We start from the raw sequence: 16968 nt of genomic DNA on the forward strand, positions 1-16968 counted from the left end.
GATGAGCCGACCGGAGACGGTGGTGCGCGACATGCCCGGCATGCGGCCGGTGCGACATCGCCGATGGCGCCTGCGCCGGCCGAAGCGCCGGTCGACGTGCCGGCCGCGGGCAGCCCGGGCCGGAGCGTGCCGTCCGCAGGCGTCCCGTCCGCAGGCGTCCCGTCCACGGACGGCCCGGCGCCGAACCTGCCGCCGGTGGCGCACCCGGCCGAGGCGGCCGACGGGGACGACCCGCTGGCGCCGTACCGGCCGGCAGAGCCGACGTTCCGTGCCGACCCGGCCGTCATCGAGTACGAGGAACGGCTCGACACCGCGCAGCTGCGCACCGTGCCGACGGGCCAGCTCCTCATCGTGCACCGGCCGGGCGTCGCCCCGTCGGCGGTCGCCGACGTCGAGGAGGAGGACGCGCAGCGGCGCGTCTACAGCTGGGTCGCGGCCGTCATCGGCGTCCTGGGAGCGGCGGGTTCCCTCTTCGTGGGCTGGATGCTGCCGCTGGCGATCGCCGCGATCGTGTTCGGCGTCCTCGGCCTCCGCCGCGAGGAGCACGGGCGCACGCTCGCGTTCGTCGGGATCGGCGCGGGGCTCACCGGGCTCGTCTTCTCGGCCGTATGGATCGGGTACTACGCGATCGTGTTCGGCGCGCTGCCGCACTGATCGCGCCGCCGCGCGACCGCCCGACGCCCCGTGGAGCGCGGTGCCTCAGTCGCGCTCGACGAGGAGCGTCACGTGCCGCCCCTCCTCGCGGGTCAGCACGATCGTCGCCGAGGCATCCCCCTTCAGCTTCATCCGCGTGCGCAGGGCGGCGGGGTCGACGTCGACGCCGCGCTTCTTGACCTCGAGCACGCCGACGCCGCGCTCGGCGAGCGCCTGGCGCAGCCGGCGCTCGTCGGCCGGAAGCCGCTCGAGCACCCGGAACCGCTGGGCGAACGGCGAATCGAACGCGCGGTCGGCGGTCAGGTAGGCGATGCCCGACGACAGCATCCACGCGCCGTTCGCGCGCGCGAGGTCGCCGATGAGGCGCGCCCGGATGATCGCGCCGTCGGGCTCGTACAGGTAGTCGCCGAGCGGACCGGTCGGGGCGTCCTCGCTGTCGGCGGCGGCGGTGAGCTCGGATGCCTCGTCGCCGCGGATGACCAGGGCGGCGCGCCCGATGCCGGGGCGGGCCAGCTGGCCGGTCCAGACGGCGAGCTCGACGACGTCGCCGTCGACCGACACCCACTGGGCCTCGGTGCCCGGGGGGATGACGTCGCGGTCGGTGCCGGGGCCGAGCTTCACGCCGACGGGCAGGCGGTCGGCGAGGCCGAAGGCGAAGTCGAGCGGCGGCGAGTAGTCGGCGGCGTCGGCGAGGCGCCGCGTGCGACCGCCCGAGACGGTGCGTCGCGCCGGGTCGAGCCAGGCGCCGCCGATGCCGCCGAGCGCGACGTCCTCGGCGCGCGCATGCAGCACCCTGGCCTGGGGGAACGGGGTGAGGTTGAAGGCGGCGATGGCGGCCGTCACCTCGTCGGCGTCGGCCGCGGTGACCTCGACGCCGAGGGCGGCGAACGCCATCGCGTCGCCGCCGATGCCGCAGCCGAGGTCGGCGACGTGGCCGATGCCGGCGCGGGCGTAGCGGCCGGCGTGCAGCGCGGCGACCCGCAGGCGGGTGGCCTGCTCGAGGCCGGCCTCTGTGAACAGCATGCGCCCGGCGAACTCGCCGAACTTCGCCCGCGCGCGGTGGCGGAGCTTCGACTGGCTCAGCACGGCGGCCACGAGGCCGGGGGCGTGGCCCTGCGCGCGGAGCGCCTCGACGGTGCGGAGCACGTCGGCCTTGGTGTCCCACTCGGGGAGGGCGTCGAGGAGTCGGAGTCCCTCCGGGGAGAGCAGTTCGACGAGCTCGGAGCGGTCCACCCGGCCACGCTAGCAGCCGTGGGGCGGGGCATCCGGCCGGGGTCCCCGGGCCCGCATCGGGCGGGGCGCCGCCCGCGACCCGCGCCGTGCCGACACGCGCCGTCATGCAGCGCGGCGGAATTGGCACTCACGTTGCACGAGTGCCAGATGATGCCTAGACTCGCTTCTGGCACTCTCGTACCGAGGCTGCCAACCAGTCTTCACAAGAAAGAGGTCAACCGTGTCGGTTTCCATCAAGCCGCTCGAGGATCGCATCGTCATCAAGCAGGTCGAGGCCGAGCAGACCACGGCCTCGGGCCTCGTGATCCCCGACACCGCGAAGGAGAAGCCCCAGGAGGGCGAGGTCGTCGCGGTGGGCCCCGGCCGTATCGACGACAACGGCAACCGCGTGCCGCTCGACGTCGCCGTCGGCGACAAGGTCATCTACTCGAAGTACGGCGGCACCGAGGTGAAGTTCGGCGGCGAGGACTTCCTCGTGCTGTCGGCTCGCGACGTGCTCGCGGTCGTCGTCCGCTAGGTCGGACCGACTCGTTCCGGAGGCCCGGATGCCCATGCGGCATCCGGGCCTCCGTCGTCCCGGCGGCGCATTCCGGCGCCTTCCCGCGCTCCCCGGCACCTCGCCGCACGTGGGTCGCGGCGTCGCGGGCGGGCGTAGGCTGACCCGGTGCCATCGCCCGAGGAGTCCGCGACCGACCGACCGCCCGTGACCGCCTCGCCGGCGCGGCCCGGCCCCAGCCGCAGCGGGCTCGCCTTCGCCGTCTCGGCGTACCTGCTCTGGGGCATCCTCCCGATCTACTTCATCGCGCTCGCGCCAACCGGGCCGTTCGAGCTCGTCGCCTGGCGCATCCTGCTGTCGCTGGTGTTCTGCGCGATCCTGCTGGCCGTGACGCGCGCCTGGCGCGCGCTCTGGGCGTTGCTCCGCGACCGGCGCATCGTGCTCACCATGGGCGTCGCCGGCGTGCTCATCTACGTCAACTGGCAGACCTACGTGTACGCCGCGCTCAACGACCAGGTCGTCGAGGCGTCGCTCGGCTACTTCATCAACCCCATCGTCACGGTGTTCCTCGGCGTGCTCGTGCTGCGCGAGCGGCTGAACCCGACGCAGTGGGTCGCCGTCGGCATCTCGATCGTCGCCGTCGTCGTGCTCGCCGTCGGCTACGGGGCGCTGCCGTGGATCGCGCTCGTGCTCGCGTTCTCGTTCGGCCTGTACGGGCTCATCAAGAAGCGCGTCGGCCCGCGGGTGGACGCGGTCTCCGGCCTCACCCTCGAGACCGCGTGGCTCGCGCCCGTCGCGGTCGTCCAGCTCGTGCTGGTCGCCGCCACCACGGGCCTCACGATGGGCACGGTGAGCGGATGGCACACCGCCCTGCTGCTCTCGGCGGGAGCGGTGACCGCGGTGCCGCTGCTGCTGTTCGCCGCGGCGTCCCGGCGGCTGCCGCTCATCCAGATGGGGTTCATCCAGTACTTCGCCCCCTTCATCCAGTTCCTCGTCGGGGTCGTGGTGCTCGGGGAGCCGATGCCGCCCGAGCGCTGGATCGGCTTCGGGCTCGTCTGGGTCGCGCTGGTCATCCTGGCCGTCGACCTCGCCCGGGGGGCGCGGGCCGCGCGGCGGACCGTCGTCGAGCCCGCCTGAGCCCGCCCGCCACCTCTTCGGGGGGTGCAGATTCGTTGCGTCGGAACCGGCGCGAACGGCGGCAAACGTGCGTGAACACGCCGATTGTGACGGACACGTAACGGTTCGGGCGGCGTTACACGGTTGTGACCGGGATTCCTTGTTTCGGCGTGTCCCGGCGACTTATGGTGACAGAACGGCCTGCCGGTGGCAGGCATCTTGATTCATCCTTCAGTCCCAAGGAGCAACATGAGCGTATTCGGCAAGTCCCGGCCCGCTCGTTCGCGCGGAGTGGTTTGGACGGGTGTCGCCCTCACGGCGACGAGCGCCCTCCTGCTCACCGCGTGCGCGAGCAGCGAGCCCGAGGCGACCGAGGAGGCGGGTCCGCACGACGACCTGGCGCTGACGATCGGCACGGCCCTTCCCCAGACCGGCAACCTCGCGTTCCTCGGCCCGCCCGAGGAGGCCGGCGTCGCCTACGCGACCAGCCTCATCAACGACTACACCGAGACCAGCGGCCTCACGCTCGACGTCGTCTACGGCGACTCGGGCGACACCGACAACAAGGCCTACGAGACCGAGATCCCCCGCCTCCTCGGCGAGGACGTGTCGGCCATCATCGGTGCCGCGTCGTCGGGTACGTCGCTCCAGTTCATCGACCAGGTCGTGGGCGCAGGCGTCATCCAGTTCTCGCCGGCCAACACGTCGGACGCGTTCACCACGTACGACGACAACGGCCTCTACTTCCGCACCGCTCCGTCGGACGTGCTGCAGGGCGAGGTCCTCGGCAACCTGATCGCGGAGGACGGCAACCAGACCCTCGGTCTGATCGTCCTCAACGACTCGTACGGCACCGGCCTGGCGAAGTACGTGACCGAGGCGTTCGAGGCCGCCGGCGGCGAGGTCGTCGCCGCGCCGACCTACAACACCGGTGACACCACGTTCGACTCGCAGATCAGCGAGGTCCTCGCGGCCGCGCCCGACGCGATCGCGCTCATCACCTTCGACGAGGTCTCGACGATCCTGCCGAGCCTGTTCGGCCAGTTCCCCGCCGACAAGCTGTACTTCGTCGACGGCAACCTGAAGAACTTCACGGACGCCGGCTTCCCGGCCGGTTCGCTGACCGGTGCGAAGGGCACGCTCCCGGGCCTGTCCATCGACTCGATCTCGGACTTCACCGGTGAGCTCGACGCCTTCGTCGAGGAGCAGGGCGACGCCCCGCTCGAGGACTACAGCTACGCTGCCGAGTCCTTCGACGCGACCACGCTGCTCGCGCTCGCCGCCCTCGCGGCGAACTCGACCGACGGTGCCGCGATCGCCGAGAAGCTCATCGAGGTCTCCGGCGGCTCCGGCGACGGTGAGAAGTGCACCTCCTTCGCGGAGTGCGCCGACATCATCCTCGGTGGCGGCGTGGCCGACTACGACGGCATCTCCGGCCCGATCACCTTCGACGAGGTCGGCGACCCGACCGAGGCGTCGATCGGCATCTACCAGTACGGCGAGGACAACAACTACTCGGCGTACGAGGGCTGATCCCAGCGATCACGCTCTGACCCGAACGCGGAAGGGCCCCGGCGAGAGCCGGGGCCCTTTCGTGTGCCCGGTTCGCGTGCCGAGGTCGTGTGCCCGGTTCGCGTGCCCGGTTCGCGTGCGGGCGCCGGGGGACTGCGCGGAACCGGTCGGGGGCCGGGGCTCGCTCGCGCGGCCGGCATGCCCTGGGAATGCGCGGCGCCGGTCGTGCGCGCGGGAATGCTCGGTGCCGGTCCTCGTCCGGCGGCCTCCGGGCCGCGTGCCGCGGGCGGCGCGCCCCGTGGCGGGCGTTCGGCGAGGCATCCGTTGCCGTTGCCGTTGCCGTTGCCGTCGCCGTCGCCGTCGCCGTGTCGCCGGTCGGCCGCGACGTCCGCGCGCGTTCCCGGATGAGGAGGAATCGTGCGACTCGCCGGTGGGGATGCCGCGACGCGCCGGATGCCCCTGAATTCCTCCTTATCGCGTGTTGCGGGCCGCGGGCCGGACGCGATCGCCGGGGCCCGTGCGATGCCGCGTTCGGCGTTCGGCGTTCGGCGGGGCAGCCGTTGCCGTCGCTGCGTCGCCGGTCGGCCGCGACGTCCGCGCGCGTTCGCGGATGAGGAGGATTCGCGCGACTCGCCGGTGGGGATGCCACGACGCGCCGGGTGCCCCTGAATTCCTCCTCATCGCGTGTCAGGTGCCGCGGGCCGGACGCGACCGCTCGGCGGTACGGCGGGACGGCGGGACGGCGGGACGACGGCGCGTCCGTCCGGATCGCCGACGCCGGTGGGATGCGGCGGTCGCCGATGAGGAGGATTCGGGCGACGCGCCGGTGGGGATGCCGCGACTCGCCGGATGCCCCTGAATTCCTCCTCATCCGGTTGCGTGCGACGGGAGCCGGCTCGTGCCCACTACTCGGCGCGGGGCCGCGGCGAGCGGGGAGGGCCGGCCCCGCCCGAACGGCCCCGCACCCCGCACCGCACCCGCACCGCACCCGCACCGCGCCCCCGCCCAGCCCCGCCCCCGCCCAGCCGCGCCCCAGCCCCGCGCCCCTGCGTGCACGACGAAGGGGCGGGTCCCGCGCAGCGGGACCCGCCCCTCGGCGGTGCAGGCTCGGCTCAGGTGCCGAGCGTGCCCAGGTACAGCTCGGTGACCTTCGGGTCGTTCAGCAGGTCGCGTCCGGACCCCGTGTAGGCGTCGCGGCCCTGGTCGAGGACGTAGCCGCGGTCGCAGATCTGCAGGCAGCGGCGAGCGTTCTGCTCGACCATGATGCAGGTGACCCCGGCCTTGTTGATCTCGGAGACCCGGATGAACGCCTCGTCCTGGCGGACGGGCGACAGGCCCGCGCTCGGCTCGTCGAGCAGCAGCACCTTCGGGTCCATCATGAGCGCACGGCCCATGGCGACCATCTGGCGCTCGCCGCCCGACAGCGAGCCGGCCCGCTGCTTGAGGCGCTTGCCGAGCTCGCTGAAGATGCCGGTGACGAACTCGAGCCGTTCGGCGTACGCGCTCGGCCGCTGGTACAGGCCCATCTGCAGGTTCTCCTCGATGGTGAGCGAGGGGAACACGTTGTTCGTCTGCGGGATGAAGCCGACGCCGCGGGCGACGAGCTTGTTCGCCTTGAGGCCCGTGATGTCCTCGCCCTCGAGCGAGATCGAGCCCTCGCGGACGTGCACCTGGCCGAAGATCGCCTTCAGCAGCGTCGACTTGCCGGCGCCGTTCGGGCCGATGATGCCGATCAGCTCGCCCTGGTTCGCGACCAGGGAGCAGCCGTTCAGGATGTTCACGCCGGGCAGGTACCCCGCGTGGACCTCGTCGATGACGACGACGGGCGTGCCCGTGGTGGTCGAGGTGCTCACTTCTCCTCCTCTTCCCGGAGCTCGGCGAGGGCCTCGGCGAGGATCTCCTCCTTGACCGCGGCTTCGGTCGAGGCATCCGCCCCGCCCTCCGGCGCGTAGCGACCGGTGACCACGCCGAGGTCGACCTCCTGGTGTGCGCCCAGGTAGGCGTCGATGACGGCCGGGTCCTTCATGACCGAGTGCGGGTCGCCCTCGGCGACCACGCGGCCCTCCGCCATGACGACGACCCAGTCGGCGATGTGCCGGACCATGTGCATGTCGTGCTCGACGAAGAGCACGGTCATGCCCTGCTCCTTCAGGTCGAGGATGTGGTCGAGCAGCGACTGCGTCAGCGCCGGGTTCACGCCCGCCATCGGCTCGTCGAGCATGACGAGCTTCGGGTCGCTCATGAGCGCCCGCGCCATCTCGAGGAGCTTGCGCTGGCCGCCGGACAGGCTCGCCGCGAAGTCGGATGCCTTCGCGTCGAGCTTGAACTTCGTGAGCAGTTCCATCGCGCGGGTGTCGAGCGACTGGTCCTGCGCCCGCCAGGCCGCCGGGATGAGGCTCGACCAGAACCGCTCGCCGCGCTGGTCCTTCGCCCCGAGCTTCATGTTCTCGAGGACGGTGAGGAGGCCGAGCGCCTTGGTGAGCTGGAACGTGCGGACCTGGCCCATGCGGGCCACCTTGAACGCCGGCACGCCCGACAGCGAGGTGCCGTCGAAGGTCCAGGCGCCCTCGTTCGGCTTGTCGAAGCCGGTGAGGAGGTTGAACAGCGTGGTCTTGCCGGCGCCGTTGGGGCCGATCAGCGCCGTGATGGCGTTGCGCGGGATCTCGAGGTGGTCGACGTCGACGGCCGTGAGGCCGCCGAACGTGCGGCGGATGCCGTCGGCCACGATGATCGGGTCGACCTTCTTCACGCCGGGGCCGGCGTCGCCCACGTGGAGGCCGGTCGACTTGGGGCGGGCGACGGGCGCCGTCGGGGGTGCCGTCGTGTCGGGCGTCGGCTCGTTCGGAGCCGGGATCTCACTTGACAAAGGTCAGCTCCTTCTTGTTGCCGAGGATGCCCTGCGGCATGAAGATCACGAGCAGCATGAGCGCGACGCCCACGAGGATGAAGCGCAGCGTGCCGGCCTGGATCTGGGTCATGAAGGGCAGCACGCCCGCCTGCACGAGGGCCGGCAGGAAGTTGCTCAGGAACGTCTGGAGCACCCAGAAGATCAGCGAGCCCAGCAGCGGTCCGAAGACCGTCGCCGCGCCGCCGAGCAGGAGCGCCGTCCAGATGAAGAACGTCAGCGACGTGACGTACACGCCGGGGCTGACGGCCGACGGCAGCGCGTACACGATGCCGCCCGCGGCGGCGATCACGCCGCCGACGACGAGGGCCTGCATCTTGTACGAGAAGACGTTCTTGCCGAGGGCGCGCACGGCGTCCTCGTCCTCGCGGATGCCCTTCAGCACGCGGCCCCACGGGCTGCGCATGAGCAGCCACACGACGAGCACGGCGACGGCGAGCGTGATGAGGCCGACGATGCGGACCCACCAGTCGTTCGCGGTGTACGTCCACGGGCCGAAGCCGTACGTGCCGTCGGGGATGGGGTTCGACGCGCGGAAGCTCGCGTGGTAGCCGCTCAGGCCGTCGGCCGAACCGGTGACGTCGTCGAACGCCGTGGTCAGGAACAGCAGGCGGACGACCTCGGCGGCCGCGATCGTCACGATCGCGAGGTAGTCGCCTCGCAGTCGCAGCGTCGGGACACCGAGGATGAGCGCGAACACCGCCGAGGCGGCGAGGCCGATGAGGATCGCCAGCCACCAGGGCAGGTCGAACGTGAGGATCGAGATCGCGTAGCCGTACGCGCCGATCGCCATGAAGCCGGCGATGCCCATGTTGAGCAGGCCCGCGTAGCCGAAGTGCACGGCCAGGCCGAGGGCGGCCAGCGCGTAGCCGATCGTCGCGGGGCTGAGGATGGACGATGCCGTGTTGGAGAGGATCTGAAGCCAGTCCATGGTGCGCTACCCGATTCTCTCTCGCCGGCCGAGGATGCCCTGGGGCCGGAACAGCAGGATGACGATGAGCACGACGAGGGCGCCGGCGTACCGCAGGTCCTGCGGGATCCAGAGGCCCGACACCTCGACGAGCAGGCCCACGATCAGCGAGCCGATGAGGGCGCCGAACGCGGTGCCGAGACCGCCGAGGGTGACCGCCGCGAACATGAGCAGCAGCACCTGCGCGCCCATGTCCCACTTGATGCCGGGACGGTAGTACGCGTACAGGATGCCGGCGAGGCCGGCGAGGCCGCCGGCCATGATCCAGATCACCCGGACGACGTGGTCGACGTCGATGCCGGAGGCCGCCGCGAGGGACGAGTTGTCCGAGATCGCGCGGGTCGCCTTGCCGAGTCGGGAGTAGGTCAGCCACAGCGCGAACGCGACGATGACGACGATCGAGATGACGATCGACGCGATGTCGATGACGCTGAGCTGGATGGGCCCGAACGACATCTTCGGCGCGGTCGCGTAGGGGAGCTGCGTGGTGCCGCCGCCGATGAAGTACTGGAACGTGTACCGCAGGGCGAGCGAGAGGCCGATGCTGACGATCATCAGCTGCACCGTGCCGACGCGCCTGCGCCGGAGCGGTCGCCAGATGATGGCGTCCATCAGCAGGCCCAGCCCGGCGCTCAGCACGACCGCGAGCGGCAGGCCGATCCACAGCGGCAGGGCGAGGGTGCCCGCGCCGACGAGGAACGACGCCGCCACGGCACCGAACGTCACCATCTCGCCGTGGGCGAAGTTGGAGATGCCGGTGGTGCCGAACACGAGCGACAGGCCGACGGCCGCGAGGCCGAGCATGAGGCCGAAGTTGAGGCCCTGGACGATGCGCTGGACGAGCTGGTCGAAGAAGCTCGTGGTGTTGCGCTCGCCCTCGCCGATGAAGAAGTTGACGGAGACGCGTCCTCCTGCGCCGACCGTCACCTCCTTCTCATTGGGGCTGTCGTCCTCGGGGTCGACGACCGCGATGCCCTCGGGCAGCGTGTCCTCGTCGAGCGTGACCGTGTAGTCGTCCTTCTCGGGGACGTTGACGTGCCATTGGCCGTTCTCGTCGGTCTCGACCGTCTGCTTGCCGCCCGGACCGTCGATCGTCAGTTCCACCCCCTCGAGCGGCTCACCGTCGAGTTGGACGTTCCCGCTGATGCGATAGGGGTCGCCCTCGGCGGCATGGGCGGCCGTCGGGGCCATGACCATGAGCGCCAGGACGGCTGCGATCGCCGCGAGGAAGAGGCCGACGAGTCGTGGGATGCGACCCGGTGGGGCCACGACGACAGGGGATGGGGATCTCACAGAACCTCCAGTTGGGACACCACAGCCGAACGTGGTTTCCTTCGGCTGTGAGGGAGACCATAGAAGCGTAATGTGTCAAAGGCATTTCGGATGCAACGAATCCGCGCCGATCGCCTCGATCGCAGCCGAATCGTGAGAAACGGAGGCGTTCGCCGCGCCGAACCGCTTCGAGCGGCTCGGAAACGCCCCGCGAACGGGGGACTTCCGCCCGAGGCATCCGGAGCCCGCGCCCGCGTCGCGCGCGCGGAATACTCCCAGCCCCGCACGCCTTAGAATCGGTAGACACCGTGGAGGCGTGCAGCCCGTGTGCGGTGGTATCTCGATGCCGATCACGCGAAAGAGGCGCCTGCTCATGGACCAGCACGACCCGTTCGGATTCACCGGGCTCACCTACGACGACGTCCTGCTGCTGCCGGGCCACACCGACGTGATCCCGAGCGAGGCCGACACCGGCTCGCGCCTGACCCGGCGCATCACCGTCGCGACGCCGCTCCTGTCGGCCGCGATGGACACGGTGACCGAGGTGCGCATGGCCATCGCGATGGCCCGCCAGGGCGGCATCGGCATCCTGCACCGCAACCTCTCGATCGCCGACCAGGCCGACATGGTCGACCGCGTGAAGCGCAGCGAGTCGGGCATGGTCACCAACCCGGTCACCACGACGCCGGATGCCTCGGTCGCCGACGTCGACCGCCTGTGCGGCACGTACCGCGTGAGCGGCCTGCCGGTGGTCGACGACGAGGGCGTGCTCGTCGGCATCATCACGAACCGCGACATGCGCTTCGTCTCCGACTTCGAGAAGCCGACGACCGCGGTCCGCGACGTCATGACGAAGACGCCGCTCATCACGGGCCACGTGGGCATGAACCCCGACGAGGCGCTCGCGATCTTCGCCGAGCACAAGATCGAGAAGCTGCCGCTCGTCGACGAGCAGGGCCACCTCACCGGCCTCATCACGGTCAAGGACTTCGACAAGTCCGAGCAGTACCCGAACGCCACGAAGGACTCCGAGGGCCGCCTCCGGGTCGGCGCGGCGATGGGCTTCTTCGGCGACGCGTGGGAGCGCGCCGAGGCGCTGCGCGACGCGGGCGTCGACGTGCTCGTGGTCGACACCGCGAACGGCGAGTCCGCCGGCGTGCTCGACATCATCCGCCGGCTGAAGGCCGACCCGACGTTCGCCCACATCGACGTGATCGGCGGCAACGTGGCGACGTACGAGGGTGCGAAGGCGCTCGTCGACGCCGGCGCCGACGCGGTGAAGGTCGGCGTGGGCCCGGGCTCGATCTGCACCACGCGCGTCGTGGCCGGCGTGGGCGTGCCCCAGGTCACCGCCGTGTACGAGGCATCCAAGGCCACCCGCCCCGCGGGCGTGCCGCTCATCGCCGACGGCGGCCTGCAGTACTCGGGCGACATCGCGAAGGCGCTCGTCGCGGGCGCCGACACCGTGATGCTCGGGTCGCTGCTCGCCGGCACCGACGAGAGCCCCGGCGACCTCGTGTACCAGAACGGCAAGCAGTTCAAGGCGTACCGCGGCATGGGCTCGCTGGGCGCGCTGCAGACGCGCGGCAAGAAGACGTCGTACTCGCGCGACCGGTACTTCCAGGCGGATGTCCCGACCGACGAGAAGCTCATCCCCGAGGGCATCGAGGGCCAGGTGCCATACCGCGGCCCGGTCGGCGCCGTGGCGTACCAGCTCGTCGGCGGCCTCCGGCAGTCGATGTTCTACGTCGGCGCCCGCACCATCGAGGAGCTGAAGACGAAGGGCCGCTTCGTGCGCATCACGCCGGCCGGCCTGAAGGAGTCGCACCCGCACGACGTGCAGTTCGTCGTCGAGGCACCGAACTACACCCGGTGACCGGGCGGTCGGCGGGCGCGAAGCGCCCGGGGGTCTACACGACCTCGTACCTGCTGACCGCCGCCGCGATCGCCGCGGCGACCGCGATCCTGCTCACGGCGGGCACGTGGCTCGGCTACGCGACGCTCGGCGTGCCCTGGGTGAACGGGGTGACGCTCGGCCTGTGGACGCTGCCGTTCGCGGTCGCGCTGCGCCTGCTGCCCGTGCCGGGCACCGCGGTGCTCGTGGCGGTGTTCGCGGGCATCGTGATGATCCCGTTCCAGCCGGACACGTTCCGGGCGATCGTGGTGAACCTCTGGTACGCGTTCTTCTTCGAGCTCGTGTTCGCAGTGACGCTCTACCGGATCCGCCGGACCTGGCTGTTCCTCGTGGGCGGCGTCGTGAACGGCGCGATCTGGGGCGTCACGCAGGCGCTCGCGATCGACGCCGCCGCGATGGAGCCGTGGGTGCTCGTCGCGACGGTGCTCATCCCGACGGCGAGCTCGGTGCTCGGCGCGTGGCTCGGCGTGGTGATCGCCGACGGGCTGATCACGCGAGGGGTCGGGCGCACGACGCGGAAGCGGCTCGAGCAGCGACGCGCGGCCGAGGTGGCGGTCGGCGAGTAGGCGTCTCGACACGGCGCTGCGCGCCTGCTCGACGACCGGTGGGGCGCTGCGCGCCTGCTCGACGACCGGTGGGGCGCTGACTACTCGCCCGCCCCGCGCGCGTCGGCGAGCCGCGTGATCGCCTCGCCGAGCAGCTCGGGCGAGCAGGCGAAGTTCAGGCGCGCGTGGCCGCCCCCGACGGATGCCCCGAACTGCGGCCCGTTCCCGAGCGCCACACGCGCGTGCTCGAGGGCGTACGCGGCCGGGTCGTCGCCCCAGCCGAGCGCCGAGAGGTCGAGCCAGGCGAGGTAGGTGGCGTCGGGCATCCGGTAGCGGACGCCGGGGAGCTCCTCGGCGAGGAGGTCGCCGAGGAGACGCCGGTTGTCGTCGAGGCTGCCGAGCACGCCGTCGAGCCAGGGGCCGCCGTCGCGGAACGCGGCGATCGAGGCGATCGCGCCGAACTGGCTCATACGCCACGCCACCTCGTACGGGAAGCGGGCGCGCAGCCGGTCGCCCCGCTCGGAGGCGGTGACGATCAGCGCGGCCTTGAGGCCGGCGATGTTGAAGGCCTTGGTCGCCCCGGTGACGGCGACGCCGCGCTCCCGTGCCGCGTCGGAGACCGTCAGGAACGGCGTGTAGGGCGTCGCGGGCTGGGTCAGCGGTCCGTGCACCTCGTCGGCGACGATGGTCGCGCCGTGCGCGTCGGCGAGGTCGGCGAGGGCCGCCAGCTCGGCGGCGGGCGGCACGTACCCGAGCGGGTTGTGCGGGTTGCACAGCACCATCGCGCGGGCACCGGCGGCGAACGCCGCCTCGATGCCGGCGAGGTCGAGCGACCACCCCTCGTCGATGCCGCCGAGCATCGGCACCTCGGCGACCTCGGCGCCCGCCTCGGTGACGAGGTCGAAGAACGGCGGGTAGATCGGCGGCGTGATGACGACCCGGTCGCCGGGGCGGACGGCCTGGCGGAGCACCTCGACGATGCCCATGCTCACGTCGGCGGTGCAGGTGGTGCGCGCCGGGTCGACGTCCCAGCCGAGCCGCGCGGCGGCGAAGCCGGCGAACGCCTCGGCGACCTGGTGCCCGGAGCAGGCGTAGCCGGTGTCGGAGCGGCGGATCGCGGCATGCAGGGCCTCGGCGATGGGCTCGGCGAGCGGGTAGTCCATCTCGGCGACCGGCAGCGGCAGCACGTCGTCGGGGAAGCTGCGCCACTTCACGCTGGTGCGGCTGCGGAGGACGTCGATCGGGTCGGCTGGCACGCGCTGCATGCCCCCAGTCTGCCAGCGGTCGCGGCGGCCGGATGCGTCGAGAACCGGCCTCCGCTAGTCTGGTCGGCTGCCCGGCGGGCGGTGCGGCCCGAGGGCCGCCGACGAGCGGATGCATCACCATGGGCTTCATCGACGTCAACGGCGTCTCCTTCTCCCTCCCCGACGGGCGGCCGCTGCTCGCGGACCTCGCGTTCCGCGTGCCCGAGGGCCGCACGACCGCGCTGATCGGCGCGAACGGCGCGGGCAAGACGACCCTGCTGCGGATCATCCGCGGCGACCTCCGGCCCGACGAGGGCAGCGTGCAGGTCGACGGCGGGCTGGGCGTGATGGACCAGTTCATCGGCACGGGCGCCACCGTCGCCGGGGTCGACGAGACGGTCGCGGGCCTGCTCGTCTCGGTCGCGCCGGCCCGGATCCGTGCGGCCGCCGTCGAGCTCGAGGCATCCGAGGCCGCGATCATCGACCGCGACGACACCGACACCCAGATGCGCTACGCGAGCGCGCTCGCCGAGTACGCGGAGGCGGGCGGCTACGACCAGGAGGTCGTCTGGGACCACTGCACGATGGCCGCGCTCGGCGTGCCGTTCGAACGGGCGCGCTGGCGGGAGCTCGCGACCCTGTCGGGCGGCGAGCAGAAGCGGCTCGCGCTCGAGGCGCTGCTGCGCGGGCCGGAGCAGGTGCTGATCCTCGACGAGCCCGACAACTCGCTCGACGTGCCGGGGAAGCGCTGGCTCGAGCAGGAGCTGCGGCAGACGCCGAAGACGGTCCTGCTCGTCTCGCACGACCGGGAGTTGCTCGCGCGCGCGGCCGACCGGATCGTCACGCTGGAGGCGAGCCCGGCCGGCAGCTCCGCGTGGGTGCACGGGGGCGGCTTCGCGGGGTACCACGAGGCGCGCGAGGCGCGCTTCGAACGGCTCGACGAGCTGCGCCGGCGGTGGGACGAGCAGCACGCAGCACTGAAGACGCTGGTGGTGAACCTGAAGCAGAAGGCGACGTACAACGACGGCATGGCCTCGCGGTACCAGGCGGCACTCACCCGGCTGCGGCGGTTCGAGGAGGCCGGACCGCCGGAGGCGCGGCCACCGGCCCAGGCGGTGTCGATGCGCCTGCGCGGGGCGCGCACGGGCAAGCGTGCGGTCGTCGGCGAGGCGCTCGAGCTGACCGGCCTCATGCGGCCGTTCGACCTCGAGGTCTGGTACGGCGATCGCGTCGCGGTGCTCGGCGCGAACGGGTCGGGCAAGAGCCACTTCCTCCGGCTGCTCGCGGGCGGCGGCACGGATCCCGATCCCGGGCAGGGCCATGTCACCGCCATCGGGGGTTCGCTCGATCCGGTGCCGCACACCGGAAAGGCGGTGCTCGGGGCGCGGATCGTGCCCGGCTGGTTCGCCCAGGGGCACGGCCAGGCCGGGCTCGAGGGGCGGACGCTGCTCGAGGTCCTGCACCGCGGCGACGGGAACCGTGCGGGCCTGCCGCGCGAGGCGGCCACGTCGGCGCTCGACCGGTACGGACTGGCGGCCGCCGCCCAGCAGCGCTACGAGTCGCTCTCGGGCGGGCAGCGGGCGCGGTTCCGCATCCTGCTGCTCGAGCTGTCGGGCGTCACGCTGCTGCTCCTGGACGAGCCGACCGACAACCTCGACCTCGTGTCGGCCGAGGCGCTCGAGGAGGCGCTGACCCGGTTCGACGGCACGGTGCTCGCGGTCACCCACGACCGCTGGTTCGCCCGGTCGTTCGACCGGTACCTCGTCTTCCGCGCCGACGGCGAGGTGGTCGAGGCGGATGCCCCGGTGTGGGACGAGGGGCGGGTCGCGCGCGCCCGATGAACGGATGCCCCGAGCCGACGGATCGGCTCGGGGCATCCGGGCGCGGGGCATCCGGGCGCGGCCTCCGACCGTCAGCCGATCGCGACGGCCACGCACGCCGCGACGAACACGACCTGCTCGATCGTGCGCGGCAGCAGCGGGGAGTGGAGGCCGCCGAGGCGGTCGCCGAGGCGCGCGGCGTGCACGTTCGCGGGGAACACCGCGACGAGCAGCAGCGCGAGGCAGATCGCGGCGGCGTGGTGGGTCGCCGGCACGAGCAGTCCGATCGCGCCGGCCGCCTCGAGCACGCCGGTCGCCGCGACCACGAGCCCGGGCCGGGGGATCGCGGGGGGCACCATGGCGACGAGCCCGGCGCGGAGCTTCGGGTTCAGCCGGCCCGACGCGGCGATGAGGAACATGAGCGAGAGGCCGCCGGTGAGCGCGGCCTGCCAGGTCGCGAGCACGGGGGTGCCGAGCGCGGCCAGCACGGCGCCGACCAGCGCGGTCGCGGCGATCCCGATCGCGAACGCGATCGGCACGGGGGAGAGGAAGGTCTGCGCCCACGGGTTGCGGCGGCGGGGCGGGGCGGCCGGGGTCGCAGCGGTTCCGGCGGGGACGGGGGTGGTGGGCATCGGATGCTCCGATCGTCGATGGAACTTGTCGCTGACTAGATTGCTCCCGGGCGTGGAACTTGTCAATGCCTAGATCGACGTCGTAGGGTCGAGCCATGGCGTACCACCACGGCCGGCTGCGCGAGACCCTCATCGACGCGGCGATCACCGCGATCGAGGAGGAGGGCGTCGACCGGCTCAGCCTCCGCGACCTCGCGCGCCGCGTCGGCGTCTCGCACGCCGCGCCCGCCCACCACTTCGGCGACCGCACCGGGCTCTTCACGGCGATCGCCGCCGACGGCTTCGACCGGCTCGCCGACGTGCTCGAGGCATCCGGCGGCGACTTCGTCGAGGCGGGCGTCGCGTACGTCGGCTTCGCGACCGCCGAACGCGGGCGCTTCGAGGTGATGTACCGCCGCGAACTCCTCCGCGACGACGACGCCGCGCTGGTCGCCGCACGCGACCGCGCCGGAGACGTGCTGCGCGCCGGCGCCGACGGCGAGCCCGGCGACGCCCGCGCCAACGCGCTCGCCGCCTGGTCGATCGTGCACGGCTTCGCCACCCTCTGGAACGCCGGCGCCATCGACGCGCCCGCCGGGACCGCGCCGACCGCCATGGCCCGCGCGGTCGCCGGGCGCCTGTTCCCCGACGCGCGCCCGCCGTCCGAGGGCTGAG

The 16968-nt window shown here is 72.3% G+C and carries 15 protein-coding genes; 8 read left to right on the forward strand and 7 right to left on the reverse strand.

Annotation, left to right across the window (positions count from 1 at the left end; translation table 11 throughout):
- Positions 1 to 63 precede the first annotated feature (63 nt).
- Complete coding sequence (locus ACGGZK_RS08645; protein WP_395245852.1) at positions 64 to 654, forward strand: hypothetical protein; 591 nt, start codon at positions 64 to 66, stop codon at positions 652 to 654.
- 45 nt (positions 655 to 699) lie between these two features.
- Here ACGGZK_RS08645 and ACGGZK_RS08650 read toward each other — a convergent pair whose 3' ends face one another.
- A complete protein-coding gene (locus tag ACGGZK_RS08650) occupies positions 700 to 1887 on the reverse strand; it encodes an SAM-dependent methyltransferase (protein ID WP_395245853.1) in 1188 nt (395 codons plus the stop codon).
- 220 nt (positions 1888 to 2107) lie between these two features.
- On the opposite strand from ACGGZK_RS08650, the gene groES reads away from it, so the two are divergent.
- From groES to ACGGZK_RS08665, 3 genes are all read left to right on the forward strand, one after another.
- Entirely contained in the window at positions 2108 to 2404 is a 297-nt protein-coding gene (groES, locus tag ACGGZK_RS08655; protein WP_022889766.1) for a co-chaperone GroES, read from the forward strand.
- Between the two features lie 186 nt (positions 2405 to 2590).
- Positions 2591 to 3520 (forward strand): EamA family transporter RarD, encoded by a 930-nt coding sequence (gene rarD / locus ACGGZK_RS08660; protein WP_395246056.1) that lies wholly within the window; start codon positions 2591 to 2593, stop codon positions 3518 to 3520.
- A 228-nt stretch (positions 3521 to 3748) separates the two neighbouring features.
- Positions 3749 to 5032 (forward strand): ABC transporter substrate-binding protein, encoded by a 1284-nt coding sequence (locus ACGGZK_RS08665; RefSeq protein WP_395245854.1) that lies wholly within the window; start codon positions 3749 to 3751, stop codon positions 5030 to 5032.
- Positions 5033 to 6123: 1091 nt separating this feature from the next.
- On the opposite strand, the gene ACGGZK_RS08670 is transcribed toward ACGGZK_RS08665, so the two are convergent.
- From ACGGZK_RS08670 to ACGGZK_RS08685, 4 genes are read right to left on the reverse strand one after another with little or no spacing between them, the layout of a single operon-like run.
- Entirely contained in the window at positions 6124 to 6864 is a 741-nt protein-coding gene (locus ACGGZK_RS08670) for an ABC transporter ATP-binding protein (RefSeq protein WP_395245855.1), read from the reverse strand.
- Positions 6861 to 7877, reverse strand: a complete 1017-nt coding sequence (locus ACGGZK_RS08675) for an ABC transporter ATP-binding protein (RefSeq protein WP_395245856.1) — start codon at positions 7875 to 7877, stop codon at positions 6861 to 6863. The genes ACGGZK_RS08670 and ACGGZK_RS08675 overlap by 4 nt, the downstream gene beginning before the upstream one ends.
- Entirely contained in the window at positions 7867 to 8847 is a 981-nt protein-coding gene (locus ACGGZK_RS08680) for a branched-chain amino acid ABC transporter permease (RefSeq protein WP_395245857.1), read from the reverse strand. Before ACGGZK_RS08680 ends, ACGGZK_RS08675 begins: the two co-directional genes overlap by 11 nt.
- 6 nt (positions 8848 to 8853) lie before the next feature.
- A complete protein-coding gene (locus ACGGZK_RS08685) occupies positions 8854 to 10083 on the reverse strand; it encodes a branched-chain amino acid ABC transporter permease (RefSeq protein ID WP_395246057.1) in 1230 nt (409 codons plus the stop codon).
- 448 nt (positions 10084 to 10531) lie between these two features.
- On the opposite strand from ACGGZK_RS08685, the gene guaB reads away from it, so the two are divergent.
- Positions 10532 to 12034 (forward strand): IMP dehydrogenase, encoded by a 1503-nt coding sequence (gene guaB, locus ACGGZK_RS08690; protein ID WP_395245858.1) that lies wholly within the window; start codon positions 10532 to 10534, stop codon positions 12032 to 12034.
- Entirely contained in the window at positions 12031 to 12639 is a 609-nt protein-coding gene (locus ACGGZK_RS08695) for an ECF transporter S component (protein ID WP_395245859.1), read from the forward strand. The genes guaB and ACGGZK_RS08695 overlap by 4 nt, the downstream gene beginning before the upstream one ends.
- Positions 12640 to 12719: 80 nt before the next feature.
- On the opposite strand, the gene ACGGZK_RS08700 is transcribed toward ACGGZK_RS08695, so the two are convergent.
- The gene (locus tag ACGGZK_RS08700; protein ID WP_395245860.1) at positions 12720 to 13883 is read right to left on the reverse strand and encodes a MalY/PatB family protein; all 1164 of its coding nucleotides are present in this window, start codon (positions 13881 to 13883) and stop codon (positions 12720 to 12722) included.
- A gap of 119 nt (positions 13884 to 14002) precedes the next feature.
- Here ACGGZK_RS08700 and ACGGZK_RS08705 point away from each other — a divergent pair, with 119 nt between their 5' ends.
- Positions 14003 to 15703 (forward strand): ABC-F family ATP-binding cassette domain-containing protein, encoded by a 1701-nt coding sequence (locus ACGGZK_RS08705; protein ID WP_395245861.1) that lies wholly within the window; start codon positions 14003 to 14005, stop codon positions 15701 to 15703.
- Positions 15704 to 15774: 71 nt separating this feature from the next.
- On the opposite strand, the gene ACGGZK_RS08710 is transcribed toward ACGGZK_RS08705, so the two are convergent.
- Positions 15775 to 16314 (reverse strand): DoxX family protein, encoded by a 540-nt coding sequence (locus ACGGZK_RS08710; protein ID WP_395245862.1) that lies wholly within the window; start codon positions 16312 to 16314, stop codon positions 15775 to 15777.
- A gap of 95 nt (positions 16315 to 16409) precedes the next feature.
- Here ACGGZK_RS08710 and ACGGZK_RS08715 point away from each other — a divergent pair, with 95 nt between their 5' ends.
- Positions 16410 to 16967: a TetR/AcrR family transcriptional regulator gene (locus ACGGZK_RS08715; protein ID WP_395245863.1), complete on the forward strand. Its 558-nt coding sequence runs from the start codon at positions 16410 to 16412 to the stop codon at positions 16965 to 16967.
- Position 16968: the final 1 nt, after the last annotated feature.

It is taken from the genome of Agromyces sp. MMS24-K17 (assembly GCF_043950245.1).
GTDB lineage: Bacteria > Actinomycetota > Actinomycetes > Actinomycetales > Microbacteriaceae > Agromyces.

Bases quoted from the DNA above. Each gene is read 5' to 3' on its own strand.
- ACGGZK_RS08645 (WP_395245852.1), top strand. From the start codon at position 64: ATGGCGCCTGCGCCGGCCGAAGCGCCGGTCGACGTGCCGGCCGCGGGC.
- ACGGZK_RS08665 (WP_395245854.1), top strand. From the start codon at position 3,749: ATGAGCGTATTCGGCAAGTCCCGGCCCGCTCGTTCGCGCGGAGTGGTT.
- ACGGZK_RS08680 (WP_395245857.1), bottom strand. From the start codon at position 8,847: ATGGACTGGCTTCAGATCCTCTCCAACACGGCATCGTCCATCCTCAGC.
- ACGGZK_RS08685 (WP_395246057.1), bottom strand. From the start codon at position 10,083: ATGGTCATGGCCCCGACGGCCGCCCATGCCGCCGAGGGCGACCCCTAT.
- guaB (WP_395245858.1), top strand. From the start codon at position 10,532: ATGGACCAGCACGACCCGTTCGGATTCACCGGGCTCACCTACGACGAC.
- ACGGZK_RS08700 (WP_395245860.1), bottom strand. From the start codon at position 13,883: ATGCAGCGCGTGCCAGCCGACCCGATCGACGTCCTCCGCAGCCGCACC.
- ACGGZK_RS08705 (WP_395245861.1), top strand. From the start codon at position 14,003: ATGGGCTTCATCGACGTCAACGGCGTCTCCTTCTCCCTCCCCGACGGG.
- ACGGZK_RS08710 (WP_395245862.1), bottom strand. From the start codon at position 16,314: ATGCCCACCACCCCCGTCCCCGCCGGAACCGCTGCGACCCCGGCCGCC.
- ACGGZK_RS08715 (WP_395245863.1), top strand. From the start codon at position 16,410: ATGGCGTACCACCACGGCCGGCTGCGCGAGACCCTCATCGACGCGGCG.